This is a genomic window from Pseudomonas mandelii (genome assembly GCF_002251635.1).
Lineage (GTDB): Bacteria > Pseudomonadota > Gammaproteobacteria > Pseudomonadales > Pseudomonadaceae > Aquipseudomonas > Aquipseudomonas mandelii_B.
The window spans coordinates 110,722-123,640 of the sequence record NZ_NMOJ01000012.1; the positions used below are offsets into that span (position 1 = coordinate 110,722).

Genomic DNA, 12,919 nt, shown 5'->3' on the forward strand with positions numbered 1-12,919 from the left:
ATGGGGTCACAAAAACACCAAGGTTAAGCCCTTGCCCGACGACAAGTATCCAAGCGTCGGGCACAGGGTCAATGCGTCGAGCAGATCCAGGAGTTTCCGATGGCCGACTCAAGCAAGAAAATGAGCCTCATGGGGCTCACCACACTGGTCACGGTGAACATGATGGGCTCAGGCATCATCATGTTGCCGACAAGCATGGCGCAACTCGGGGCTGTTTCATTGTTGTCATGGATCGTCACGGCCATTGGCTCAATGTCCATCGCCTACTGCTTTTCCCAGTGCGGTATTTTCTGCCCGCGTCCAGGAGGGTTGTCTGCCTACACCGAAGAGGCACACGCCAAATCAGGGTTTTTCCTCTGCTCGTACCTGTACTTCCTTTCGCTGGCTATCGCCAACGTGGCCGTCGCCATCTCCGCGGTGGGGTACATGACATCGTTCCTGCCGTGGCTGGGAAGTGGCGCCATTCCATTGTTCATCGGAACGGTCGGCTTGCTCTGGTTGACCACCGTGGCCAACTTTGGCGGCCCCGGCATCACCGGCAAGATCGGTGCGATCACCGTGTGGGGTGTCATCATCCCGGTGGCCGGCTTGTGCATCATCGGTTGGTTCTGGTTCAAGCCTGACGTGCTGGCTGCCGCATGGAACCCCAACGAACTGCCCATCTCCGAAGCCATCAGCAAAGCGATCCCCCTGACGCTGTGGGCCTTCCTCGGCATGGAGTCGGCGGCTCAGGCTTCCGATGCCGTGGACGATCCCAAGCGCACGGTGCCGCTGGCTTGCCTGTTCGGCACGCTCGGTGCAGCAGTGGTTTACGTGCTGTCGACGTCCGTTATTCAGGGCATCATACCCAATGCCGAACTGGCCAACTCATCGGCCCCTTTCGCGCTCGTCTATGCACACATGTTCAACCCGACAGTCGGCAATATCATCATGGCCCTGGCAGTATTGGCTTGTGTCGGTTCGCTGCTGGGTTGGCAGTTCACCCTGGCGCAAACGGCCAAGATGACGGCTGACCAGGGCATGTTTCCCAAACTGTTCAGCAAGGTCAGTGCGCTGAACGCGCCCATTGTCGGCATGCTTGTCTGCGGTGTGTTGCAGACCTTGATGGCGCTGTCGACCATATCGCCCAACGCCAGCGCTCAGTTTGCAAAACTCGTCAGCCTGGCGGCAGTGACCAACCTGATCCCCTATGTGACGGCGGCCACCGGCCTGCTGGTCATGATGTACAAAGCCAAAGTCAGCGCAGGCGTATACACCCGCAATACGGCGCTGTTACTGATTGCCGTGGCTTACTCCTTGTACGCTTTGTATGCCTGCGGCAAAGAAGCCGTGTTCGGCGGCGCCCTTGTCCTGGCGTTCGGCTACCTGCTTTACGGCTTCCTCTCCAAACGGTTTGTCGAGCCATCTGCACCGCCTCAGACTCAGGCCAACATCCCTTGACCGTCGTCTTCAGGACTGCCAGCCATCTGAATTCGGGGAACCAGGATATGAACGTTAAAATGTCCAAAGCCAACAACCTGCTGCTCGTCTGCCTGCTCACGCTGATGCCGGTATTGGCGGGTGCCGATACGCTTGAGCGCGTGCGGACGACTCAATCCTTCACCCTCGGCTACTTGCCGAACTTCCCCCCTTTTAGCGCCCAGGCAAGCGATATACCGAGCGGTTATGCGATCGATCTGTGCCTGAAGATCGCCGACAAGGTCAAGACCGAATTGGCTCTGCCTGGTTTGCAAATACGCTACCTGTCGGTCTCACCCACCGACGAGATAAATGCCGTCAGCTCGGGGAAAATCGACATTCTCTGTACACCGACCGCCCCCACTCTGGAGCGGCGCAAGAGGGTGAGCTACTCAGTACCGGTCTACACGGCTGGCCTCTCGGTAGTGGTGCGTCAGGATGCACCGCAGCCGTTGCTCAATGCGCTTGCTGGCAAGGTGGCTAACACCGGACCAACGTGGCGAGCGACGATCAACCATGGGTTGTCCAACCAGACCTATGCCGCCATTGCAGGCGGAGTCACTGAGACATGGATCCGTGAGCGGATGCGATTACTCGGGGTCGTGGCCACGCTTGTCACTGTCGAAAATACCGCGGCAGGCCTCAAGCAGGTCGCCGAAGGCAAGGCCGATGCCTTCTTCGCCGAACGCATGGTGCTGAAAAATCTTCTCGCCACGGATAAGTCTGCAAGCAATCTGGTTTTGCTCGACCGAATTTTCGAGTACGCACCGACTGCAATGGCAGTGGATCGAAACGATGAAGACTTCCGTTTGCTGGTCGATACCGCGCTAAGTGACATGTACCGCTCGGGCGAGATTGATATGCTAAATGTATCTTTAGTTTAGTTATATATAGGGACTTCAAAGTGATCAGTGCCCGGTCCTCTACTGCCTCGAAACATTACAAACCCTAGCAATCGACCAGCGAAGTTTTCAACAACGCCTCCAAGCCCATAGGTTTGGCAAAATAATAACCCTGGGCCTGCCCTGCCCCCATTTCGCGCAGCAAGATTAGCGTTGCTTCATCCTCCACACCTTCGGCCACCACGCTCAGGTCCAGCGATTCGGCCATCCGCACAATTGCCCGCACGATCGCGCGACTGCGGGCGCTGGTGGTCAGTTCGAGGATGAATGACTTGTCGATCTTCAAGCCGCTGAAACGGTATTGATGCACGTAGCTCAGAGATGAAAATCCTGCACCGAAATCATCGAGCACCACTGACATGCCATTGTCGGCCAATTGCTGCATGTTCTGCCGGGCAATAGCCGGCTCGGCCACCAGCGCGCCTTCGGTCAACTCGAGGCAGATCCGCGACGGCGCGACCCGATGCTGCGCCAACAGGGCAAGCACATCACTGGCGAAGTCCGGGCGCGTCATGCTGTAGCTGGAGCAATTCACATGCACCGGCGGCCAATTGGCGTGTTGAGGGTGTGCGAGGATCACTGCGACGCTGGTGAGCATGTACAGGTCCAGTCGGCCGATCAGACGTAAACCCTCGACATTCGGCAAAAACTCCCCTGGCGCAATCACTCGGCCGCCCGGCTGATGCCAGCGGATCAGCGCTTCAAGGGCCAGGAGCTCACCCGTTTCAACGCTGACAATCGGCTGAAAATACGGCAGCAGTTCGTCGGTACGTTTGAGCGCATTGCGCAAAGCCCCTTCGCGCTCCATCTGGTCTGAGACTTCTCGGCGCACTTCCTGATTGAACACCGCGTAGCTGTCGCGACCGGCACTCTTGACCCGGTACATCGCCGCATCGGCATCGCGCAGCAAGTCGGCCGGTTCGTGATGGAACTGATTGTCGGCGCTGACAATACCGATACTGCAGGACGAAAAAACCTCATGGCCATTGATAAAAAACGGCAGGTCAAACGCCACCAGGATCCGTTCGGCGATTTCGATCACCACGTCCAGCGGCGCCTCGGGAGCGAGCACCGAGAACTCATCGCCCCCCAATCGCGCGAGCATGTCGGTGTCACGCAGGCAGCTGCGCAAACGGTGGGCGGCCTGCATCAACAGCAGATCGCCGAAATGGTGGCCGAGGCTGTCGTTGACCATCTTGAAACGATCAAGGTCGATGAACATCACCGCCAGGTGCCCGCCTTCGCTGCCGAATCGCGACCAGGCCTGATTGAGGTGCTGTTGCAGGTAGGTACGGTTCGGCAGCCCGGTTAGCGCATCGTGGGAGTTTTCGTGTTGCAACTTGGCATTGGCGTGATCGAGTTCTCGGGTGCGGCTCTGCACCCGGGCTTCGAGCTTGAGGTTGGCGGAATGGATGGCTTCGGCGGCCGTGCGTCGCGACAACGCTGTGTCGATGTGCCGCGACACAAACGTCAGCAGCTCCTGGTCACGCAGGGTATACCGCACTTGCGAGGTATAGCTTTGCACCGCCAGCACCCCACGCACCACATCGCCATCGAACAAGGGAATGCCCAGCCAGGAGTAGGACCGGTAGCACTCTTCGGCAATTTCGATTTCACCGTGCGCATGCAATCGGTCAGCCTCGCCGGCATCAATCAGACAAGGTCGACGCTGACGAATCACGTACTCAGTCAGGCCCCGGCGTCCACGCCGCGCCGACGGGCAGGTCGTCTGTCGTTCATCAACGTAATACGGAAAGGTCACTTCAGTGGTCGCGTCGTCGAACAGCGCGATGTAGAAGTTCTGCGCGAACAGCAGATCACCGACGATGCCATGCAGGGTTTGAAACAGTTCAGCCATATCGCCAGGCTGGCTCGACAGCTCGGCAATCTGGAACAACGCGCTCTGCAGATGTTCGGCGCGCTCACGTTCTGCTACTTCCTGCCTCAAGGCGTCGTTGAGTGCCGAAAGCTCCAGGGTGCGACGCATGACGATCCCTTCCAGGTTCTCGCGGTGCAGGATCCGGTCCAGCGCCATGGCCACGTGACGGGCCACCACCAGAAACAGCGCACGGTCTTCAGCGCTGTAAGTACGGGAAACGTCGTAGACCTGCATCGCCAGCATGCCAAACACGTCATCCGAGGCATTTTTCAACGGCGCGCCCATCCAGAACTCGGGACGATCCCCCACGCAATAGAAGCGCCCATCGGCCTGAGCCGCGCGAATGCCGGCGGCGTCGATCAGCAACGGCTGGCCCGTGGTCAACACCTGGCCCGTCAACGACAGGTGCGAGGCATCGAGGTACTCGTAGTGTTCGGCCTCAACGGCATCAACGTCGATGATGTCGACGTAATACGGGTAGTCAATCTTGCCGGTGTGCGGGTCATACAGTGCGAGATAGAAGTTCTCGGCGTCGATCAGGCTCGCCAGCAGCCGGTGAACCCCCACCAGAAATATAAACCGGTCGCGGGTCGAACTGGCCAGGTAGGTAATTTCATACAGCACACGTTGAGTAATTTGCGCACGGGCAAGGGTATCGGTCTGTATCTGCATGCCCAAGCGCTGGGCAAGTTCGGCGAGCGCCGGTTCTGCGGCATCCTTGATGGGCGCGAGCAGCCATCCCAGTACACTTTCGCCTCGACCGGTCGGCCAACGGTGCAAGTGCCGGGCCTGGCAAAAGGCCTCAAATTCTTCATTCGCCACGCTGGACGGCCACTTCACCTGCGGGTCGCCCTGCCCGACCAAATGCATTTGGTCGCCGGCACGGTACACCACCCATTCGGTGGTGTGAGCCCAGTGGCGCGCCGAGGATAGCAGTTGGTCGACTGCTGCTTCATTGCCCGCGCGGGCCATGCCGACAGCATCCGGCCGACTCTTCAGTGGCTTGGCGACAACGGATTGCCGCGGGGAGTCGGTCAATGGACGAAAACTCATCAGCGCTCCCTGTGCCAAAAACTGGCGATATCCACTTATTAATTGCTAGCAATATGCCAGTGATCTTCCTGTTTGTTTAAAGCTTATATAAAGTTTTTTCAATAGTTTTATTCGCTTTAGTGCCAATCAAAGATGAAGCGACGCGCTCAGAACTTTTCGGGAATACGCCTAAGTGGGTAATCCGGCTCGTGATAACCGCCCGGCCGCTGACGCTTGGGCAACTTCACGTTCTCGCGTGGCACCTCTTTGTAGGGAATGCGGCTGAGCAAATCGGTGAGGATGTTCAAACGAGCCCGTCGTTTGTCGTTCGAGTTCGCCACCAGCCAGGGGGCATGTTCGGTATCCGTCGCCTTGAACATGTCATCACGAGCGCGCGAGTAGTCGTACCAGCGGCTGTACGACTTCAGATCCATTGAAGTGAGTTTCCAGATTTTGCGCCCATCCTTGATGCGCGCTTCAAGCCGACGGGTCTGTTCCTCCGGGCTGACTTCCAGCCAGTACTTGATCAAGATAACGCCCGAGTCGACGATGGCGCGCTCCACCAGAGGCACAGCCTTCAGAAAACCGACAGCCTGCTCCTTGGTGCAAAAACCCATCACACGTTCGACGCCCGCACGGTTGTACCAACTGCGATCGAAAATCACCACTTCGCCGGCCGCCGGCAAATGCGGAAGATAGCGCTGTATGTACATCTGGCTTTTTTCGCGATCGGTCGGTGCAGGTAACGCCACAACGCGAAAGATCCGTGGGCTCACCCGTTCGGTCAGCGCCTTGATTGTTCCACCCTTGCCCGCTCCGTCGCGCCCCTCGAAAACAATGCAGATTTTGATGCCCTTATGTCGCACCCACTCCTGCAACTTCACTATTTCGACATGCAGTCGGCGCAGTTCACTCAGGTAGTCCTTGTTCGACATTTTCACGCTGTCGACGGAGTTACGTTTTTTGGTGGGTTTCTTGTCCTTTGCCATGAACAACACCTCGCAGTCGATTGGCTCGCTGAGTTTAGTCCATGGATAAAGATTTACCGGTGACGAAGAAGTCGCTAGGGATTTGAAAGACAACACAAANCAAATGTGGGAGCGGGCTTGCTCGCGAATGCGGTGTGTCAGTCAACNNATNTGTTGACTGACACACCGCATTCGCGAGCAAGCCCGCTCCCACANNTATTGCATCAAGCCGGCTGTTACCTCAACAACATTTAGGCCCGGCCTTGCTCCCGTAACGCGCTTCCTGGCGTTCCCTAAAGAACACTTCGTAGCTCATCACCGGCTTGTCCGGGTGTTTGCCCTGCATATGTTCGACGTAGGTGTCGTAGTCCGGCATGCCCACCATCAAACGCGCGGCCTGACCGAGGTATTTACCGAGGCGACTCAGGTCATTGAACATTTGGCGCCCTCCTCCCTCACGCTTGCGGCAGTGCCTGGTACGGTGCTTCTTTATCCGTGCGTTCCTTACTGCCCCAGGCGGCAATGCCGACCTTGAGCGCAAAGAACAGGATGCTGAAGACCACCAGCAGGAACAGCGCCGTCAGCGTTGCGTTGGTGTAGGCGTTGTAGATCACGTGGTGCATCTGGTCGATGTTCTTGGCCGGGGCGAGGATCTGGCCGCCGGCCAGGGCATCGCTGTACTTCTTGGCCAGCGACAGGAAGCCGATCGCCGGGTTGGCATCGAACAGCTTGATGAAGCCTGCGGTGGTGGTGCAGATCAGCAGCCACACGGCTGGCAACATGGTCACCCAGACGTAGCGCTGACGTTTCATTTTGATCAGCACGACGGTCGCCAACATCAGCGCGATACCGGCCAGCATCTGGTTGGAGATACCGAACAGCGGCCACAAGGTGTTGATGCCACCGAGCGGGTCGATCACGCCTTGGTACAGCAGGTAACCCCACATCGCCACGCAACCGGCGGTCGCAATCAGGTTGGCCGGCCAGGAGTCAGTTCGCTTGAGGGACGGTACGAACGAACCGAGCAAATCCTGCAACATGAAACGTCCGGCACGGGTGCCCGCATCGACGGCCGTCAGGATGAACAACGCTTCAAACAGGATCGCGAAGTGGTACCAGAACGCCATGGTGTTTTCACCTGGCAGAACGTGATGCAGGATCTGCGCGATACCGACCGCCAACGTTGGTGCGCCACCGGCACGGGCCAGAATCGTGGTTTCACCGATGTCCTTGGCCACCGCTTGCAGCGCTTCTGGAGTAATGGCGAAGCCCCAGCTGCTGACGGTCTGAGCAACCGAAACAGCATCAGAACCCACCAGCGCCGCCGGGCTGTTCATGGCGAAGTACACGCCTGGCTCGATCACCGAAGCCGCGACCATCGCCATGATGGCGACGAAAGATTCCATCAGCATGCCGCCGTAACCGATGTAACGGGCATGGCCTTCGCTGGCCAACAGTTTCGGCGTGGTGCCGGAGGCAATCAGCGCATGGAAACCCGAGACCGCGCCACAGGCAATGGTAATGAACAGGAACGGGAACAACCCGCCTTTCCACACCGGCCCGGTGCCGTCGATGAACTGGGTCAGTGCCGGCATTTTCAGGTCGGGCATAGTGACCAGAATGCCGATCGCCAACGCCACGATGGTGCCGATTTTGAGGAAAGTCGACAGGTAATCACGCGGGGCCAGAATCAGCCACACCGGCAATACCGCGGCGACAAAACCGTAGCCGATCAACATCCAGGTGATCTGAATACCGGTGAAGGTAAACGCTTTGGCCCAGACCGGATCAGCAGCAATCTGCCCACCGAGCCAGATCGAACCCAACAGCAACAGCACACCGACGATGGAGATTTCACCGATACGACCCGGGCGGATGTAGCGCATGTAGATGCCCATGAACATCGCGATCGGGATGGTCGCCATCACCGTGAAAATCCCCCATGGGCTCTCGGCCAGGGCTTTCACGACGATCAATGCCAACACCGCGAGGATGATGATCATGATCAGGAAGCAGCCGAACAGCGCGATGGTGCCAGGGATACGGCCCATTTCTTCACGGACCATATCGCCCAGGGAACGGCCGTTACGGCGAGTGGACATGAACAGGACCATGAAGTCCTGAACCGCACCGGCCAGCACCACGCCGGCAATCAGCCATAGCGTGCCGGGCAGATAGCCCATTTGCGCCGCCAGTACCGGGCCGACCAGCGGACCCGCGCCGGCGATGGCCGCGAAGTGGTGACCGAAAAGTACGTGTTTGTTGGTCGGCACGTAGTCCAGGCCATCATTGTTGATGACGGCGGGCGTGGCACGATTGGGGTCGAGTTGCATCACCTTGGTGGCGATGAACAGGCTGTAGTAGCGGTAGGCAACGAGGTAGATAGCGACTGCTGCGACTACGATCCACAGGGCGTTGATCGCTTCGCCGCGGCGCAGGGCCACGACACTTAGCGCAAACGCTCCCAGGACAGCCACGGCAAACCAGGCGAGGTGTTTAGCCATACGGGGCATAGCGTGTCTCCTGCCGACAGCCAGTGGACTGCGGCGGTAATTTTTTATAATTGTGTCCGCGGTGCGGAGCTGGCCCAATATCCCCGCATGCCGTCTACAAATAAATCCGCGTTACTACGTACATGGTAACTACGTAGTTCTACGTAGACACCGCTGATCTTTAAGTTGAAATGCAANCCCGCGAAGAGGCCATCACATCCAACATCTCTGTTGGCTGTTACACCGCCTTCGCGGGCAAGCCCGCTCCCACAGGGTTTTGTATTTCTATAGGCGGACACCATCGCCGCAGGTCATTCCGTCCAGCACCGCTACTGGACGTGCGTATCTTTGGCATATGATGCCGGGCCATCGCCTTCCCTCGGTCCGGTCAGGAGCCAAGATGCAGCTCAAACACAAAATCGTCGCGCTCGGGATTCTGCCGCTGGTGTTGGCGATCGCGGTGATCTGCGCGCTGGTGATTTCCCTGAATCGCCAACTCGGCGATCAACAGGCGCAGTTGATTGAAGACAGCATTCTGGCGAGCAAACGCGCCGAGCTTAAAAACTACGTGGAAATGGCGCAGAGTCTGATCGCACCGCTGTACGACGATGGCCACGGTGACGAGCATGCCCAGCAACAAGTGCTGGAAGAACTGCGCAAGCTCAGCTTTGGCATCAACGGCTACTTCTTCGTCTACGACCGCGAGGGCCGCAGCCTGATGCACGCGCGCCAGTCGGAACTGGTGGGCAAATACCTGTGGGACATGAAAGATCCCCACGGTTTACCGGTAATTCAGGCGTTGCTCAAAAGTGCGCAATCCGGCGAAGGTTTTCAGCGTTACGCCTGGAACAAGCCTTCCTCCGGCCAGGTCACCGACAAGCTCGCTTATGTCGTGATGCTGGACCGTTGGGGCTGGATGCTCGGCACCGGCATTTACCTTGAAGACGTTGAGCGCGCCACCCAGCAAGCGCGCGATGAAGTGGCACAGGGCATCCGCAAGACCATGCTGGCGATTGCCGCAGTAGCCCTCGTGGCCGTGCTGTTCGTCTTCGCCAGCGGCATGACGCTCAACGTCAGCGAGCATCGCCTGGCGGACAAAAAGCTCCAGCGCCTGACCCAGCGGATCGTCAGCCTCCAGGAGGAAGAGCGTTCACGGGTTTCCCGCGAGCTGCACGACGGCATCAGTCAGGTGCTCGTCTCCATCAAGTTTCAGTTCGAACTGGCCAGTCTGCTGCTGGAGAATGACCAGCGACAAGACAAAGGGTTAAGCACACTAAAAGACGCCACGGCGCGCCTCGGCGACGCGATTGGCGAGGTTCGCAGCCTTTCTCACGACCTGCGCTCGTCGCTGCTCGACACCCTGGGCCTGCCGGCGGCGATCGGCCAGCTCGCCGCGGAATTCGAGCAGCGCAGCGGTCTCACCGTGACTTACGACGATAATGAATTCGCCTGCGATCTGGTGGATGGCGCAGCGGTTTCGCTGTTTCGGATTGTGCAAGAAGGCCTGACCAACATCGAACGCCACGCACAGGCTAAAAACGTTTCGATTACCCTGCATGGGTCACAAGAGTCCGTGCGGTTGACAGTGGTCGACGACGGTGTCGGCTTCAACGTCGCCCAGGTCGAACGTCGCCATGCGGGCATCGGCCTGCGTAATATCCGTGAGCGTGTCGAACATTTTGGTGGACGTTTCGACCTGATATCGGTGCCCGGAAGAAGTGAGCTGGACGTGCTGCTGCCGATGAAAATACCCGGCGCAAAACGCTGACCCACCCCATTACAACAAGAGTGAATACCCGCGATGAACCTGCCCTACCCGATCCGCGTCGCCCTGGTCGACGATCACTCCCTGGTCCGCGACGGGATCAAAGCGCTGCTCGCGGTTATGGCGCCTCTGGAAGTGGTGGGCGAAGCCGAGAGTGGCGCGCAGGCCATCGAGATGGTCGGGCGCTGCCAGCCAGACCTGTTGCTGGTCGACATCAGCCTGCGCGACATGAACGGGCTTGAGCTGACCCGCGTGCTGCGCGCCCAGTACCCGTCGCTGAAGGTGCTGATGCTGAGCATGTACGACAATTATGAATACGTGAGTGAATCCGTTCGCGCCGGCGCCAGCGGCTATGTGCTGAAGAACTCACCGTCGCGGGAAATCATTGCCGCTATCGAAGCCATCGCCAGTGGCGGCACGTTCTACAGCGCGGAAATCGCCCAGCGGCTGATTGCCGACAAAAGCACCGACAACGAACTGACACCCCGCGAAAGCCAGGTGTTGTACAAAATGGCTCAGGGTTTGAACAACAAAGAAATGGCCCGCGAGCTCGACATCAGCGTGCGCACGGTAGAAACCCATCGCCTGAGCATCCGCCGCAAACTCAACATCGACAAACCCGCGGCCCTGGTCAAATACGCGATCGATCACGGGATCATTTCGCGGTAACGGGCACGCATCACGCCGCCCCTGGATTGACGACCTTCGCAGTGCGGATAAACAACGCCCGCACCTTTTCCCAGAAATTGCCCCCCAGCACAAAAAAACTGCCGACNGTCCTGCCTATAAGTGATCGCAGAAGGTTTGAGGGTGCCTGAGAAGCTTAGCAGCCGGTTGCTCATTTGGACGGCTATGCTCCAGTGACCTTTCCTGGTTGGACGATACGCAATGCATCGAGGCCGTTCCTTGCCGAGGCTGCCAGGCCACCTCCTCTTGCTCGGCGCACTTGGCCTGAGTGGCTGCGTGCGGCTGGGGCCGGACTTCCAGCCACCGGGCGAAGCGTGGGTCGAACACTGGAACACCACGGCCCTTGAACAGGCCAGTCAGCGCGGAACGAATCCCGATATCCGCCAGTGGTGGCAGGTCTTCAACGATCCGCTGCTCAATCAGCTGATCGCCGAGTCGGATGCTCATAATTCGAGCCTGACAATCGCCGGCCTGCGCGTGATGGAAGCCCGTGCCCAGCTGGGCATTGCGCAAAGCGGTCTGTACCCGCAACTGCAGCAGGCCAGCGCCGACAGTTTGTACTTCAACCGCCGGCAATCGGGTGGCACCAATCCCCAGGACAGCCATTTCTGGCAATACAGCGCCGGGTTCGACATTGGCTGGGAGCTGGACTTCTGGGGGCGTTTCAGCCGAGCCATCGAATCGTCCGACGCCAGCTATTTTGCCGCCCAGGCCAACTATGAAGACGTGCTGGTATTGCTGCGCGCTCAGGTCGCAGACACCTACTTTTCGTTGCGCACCACCGAGGCGCGGTTACGCGTTGCCCGGGAGAACGCCAAACAGCAAAAGCGTAATTTCGAGATCACCGAAAAGCTGTTCAACAGTGGCCAGCAAGCGGAACTCGACCTGCAGCAGGCCAAAACCCAATACCTCGGCACCCTGAGCACCATCCCCACCCTCGAAGACCAACTGCAACGAACGCGTAATGCCTTGGCCGTGCTGATCGGGCAACCGCCCGGCGCGCTACCAAAACGAGTGGAAAACGAAGGCTTGATACCACTGGTCGATCGCGCCGTACTGCAGGATGTCCCGGCCAATCTGCTGCTGCGTCGGCCCGATGTGCGCGCTGCCGAGCTGAATGTCGCCGCCCAGTCGGCATTGATTGGCGTGGCCGAGAGTGATTTCTATCCGTCGCTGACCTTGCTCGGCAGCATCGTCTGGTCGGCCGACACGCTCAACGGTACGTCCAGAAGCCTGGACCTGATCGGCGGTCCCAGCCTGCGCTGGAACGTGTTCGACCATGGCCAGATCAGCAACAACGTGCGCGTCCAGGATGCGCGGTTGCAGCAACTGATCGAGGCGTATCGCGACAAAGTCCGCCAGGCCGCGCGCGAGGCTGACGATGCCGCCACTGGCTTGATCAAATCGCTGGAGCGCGAACGCATCCTGAGCGAGGCCGAAGTGGCGGCCAAACGCTCGCTGGTGCTGGCCAGCGCGCAGTACCGCGAAGGTTACTCGGACTTTCAGCGCGTGCTCGATGCCCAGCGCGCACTGCTCGAACAACAGGACAATTATCTGGTCGCCCGCAGCAACGCCGTGAGCAATCTGATTGCCCTGTACAAATCCCTCGGTGGCGGTTGGTACAGCGCCCAGCCCAAAGTCGATGAAGCCACCCGTCAGCAGATGGAAAAACGCACCGACTGGGGCGACCTGCTGAGCGAACCCGCCGCCCTCCCTGCCGCACAAGGTAAATAGCC

General features: G+C 58.9%; 9 protein-coding genes and 1 pseudogene. 5 read left to right on the forward strand and 5 right to left on the reverse strand.

Features of this window, described 5'->3' with window-relative positions:
* Positions 1–99 precede the first annotated feature (99 nt).
* Together potE and B7L09_RS02050 are read left to right on the forward strand one after the other, a co-directional pair.
* A complete protein-coding gene (potE, locus tag B7L09_RS02045) occupies positions 100–1,440 on the forward strand; it encodes a putrescine-ornithine antiporter (RefSeq protein WP_010460119.1) in 1,341 nt (446 codons plus the stop codon).
* Between the two features lie 47 nt (positions 1,441–1,487).
* Complete coding sequence (locus B7L09_RS02050; protein ID WP_094467494.1) at positions 1,488–2,342, forward strand: amino acid ABC transporter substrate-binding protein; 855 nt, start codon at positions 1,488–1,490, stop codon at positions 2,340–2,342.
* 64 nt (positions 2,343–2,406) lie between these two features.
* Here B7L09_RS02050 and B7L09_RS02055 read toward each other — a convergent pair whose 3' ends face one another.
* The 4 genes from B7L09_RS02055 to B7L09_RS02070 all read right to left on the reverse strand — a co-directional run bounded on the left by B7L09_RS02055 (position 2,407) and on the right by B7L09_RS02070 (position 8,752).
* Complete coding sequence (locus tag B7L09_RS02055; RefSeq protein WP_094467495.1) at positions 2,407–5,292, reverse strand: sensor domain-containing phosphodiesterase; 2,886 nt, start codon at positions 5,290–5,292, stop codon at positions 2,407–2,409.
* 146 nt (positions 5,293–5,438) lie between these two features.
* Entirely contained in the window at positions 5,439–6,260 is an 822-nt protein-coding gene (gene ppk2 / locus B7L09_RS02060) for a polyphosphate kinase 2 (protein WP_094467496.1), read from the reverse strand.
* Between the two features lie 220 nt (positions 6,261–6,480).
* Positions 6,481–6,678: a YbdD/YjiX family protein gene (locus B7L09_RS02065; protein ID WP_010460111.1), complete on the reverse strand. Its 198-nt coding sequence runs from the start codon at positions 6,676–6,678 to the stop codon at positions 6,481–6,483.
* Between the two features lie 16 nt (positions 6,679–6,694).
* The gene (locus B7L09_RS02070) at positions 6,695–8,752 is read right to left on the reverse strand and encodes a carbon starvation CstA family protein (RefSeq protein ID WP_094467497.1); all 2,058 of its coding nucleotides are present in this window, start codon (positions 8,750–8,752) and stop codon (positions 6,695–6,697) included.
* Positions 8,753–9,131: 379 nt separating this feature from the next.
* Here B7L09_RS02070 and B7L09_RS02075 point away from each other — a divergent pair, with 379 nt between their 5' ends.
* Entirely contained in the window at positions 9,132–10,499 is a 1,368-nt protein-coding gene (locus tag B7L09_RS02075) for a cache domain-containing protein (protein WP_094467498.1), read from the forward strand.
* A gap of 33 nt (positions 10,500–10,532) precedes the next feature.
* Positions 10,533–11,165 carry a response regulator gene (locus B7L09_RS02080; protein WP_094467499.1) on the forward strand — a complete coding sequence of 211 codons (633 nt, stop codon included), beginning with the start codon at positions 10,533–10,535 and terminating at the stop codon, positions 11,163–11,165.
* 10 nt (positions 11,166–11,175) lie between these two features.
* Here B7L09_RS02080 and B7L09_RS32725 read toward each other — a convergent pair.
* Positions 11,176–11,271 (reverse strand): annotated as a pseudogene (locus B7L09_RS32725) (transporter suffix domain-containing protein); the annotation flags it as partial.
* A 113-nt stretch (positions 11,272–11,384) separates the two neighbouring features.
* On the opposite strand from B7L09_RS32725, the gene B7L09_RS02085 reads away from it, so the two are divergent.
* On the forward strand, positions 11,385–12,917 hold the full coding sequence (locus B7L09_RS02085; RefSeq protein ID WP_094467500.1) for an efflux transporter outer membrane subunit: 1,533 nt from the start codon (positions 11,385–11,387) through the stop codon (positions 12,915–12,917).
* Positions 12,918–12,919: the final 2 nt, after the last annotated feature.

Bases quoted from the DNA above. Each gene is read 5' to 3' on its own strand.
- B7L09_RS02050 (WP_094467494.1), top strand. From the start codon at position 1,488: ATGAACGTTAAAATGTCCAAAGCCAACAACCTGCTGCTCGTCTGCCTG.
- potE (WP_010460119.1), top strand. From the start codon at position 100: ATGGCCGACTCAAGCAAGAAAATGAGCCTCATGGGGCTCACCACACTG.
- B7L09_RS02055 (WP_094467495.1), bottom strand. From the start codon at position 5,292: ATGAGTTTTCGTCCATTGACCGACTCCCCGCGGCAATCCGTTGTCGCC.
- B7L09_RS02070 (WP_094467497.1), bottom strand. From the start codon at position 8,752: ATGCCCCGTATGGCTAAACACCTCGCCTGGTTTGCCGTGGCTGTCCTG.
- B7L09_RS02085 (WP_094467500.1), top strand. From the start codon at position 11,385: ATGCATCGAGGCCGTTCCTTGCCGAGGCTGCCAGGCCACCTCCTCTTG.
- B7L09_RS02080 (WP_094467499.1), top strand. From the start codon at position 10,533: ATGAACCTGCCCTACCCGATCCGCGTCGCCCTGGTCGACGATCACTCC.
- B7L09_RS02075 (WP_094467498.1), top strand. From the start codon at position 9,132: ATGCAGCTCAAACACAAAATCGTCGCGCTCGGGATTCTGCCGCTGGTG.
- ppk2 (WP_094467496.1), bottom strand. From the start codon at position 6,260: ATGGCAAAGGACAAGAAACCCACCAAAAAACGTAACTCCGTCGACAGC.
- B7L09_RS02065 (WP_010460111.1), bottom strand. From the start codon at position 6,678: ATGTTCAATGACCTGAGTCGCCTCGGTAAATACCTCGGTCAGGCCGCG.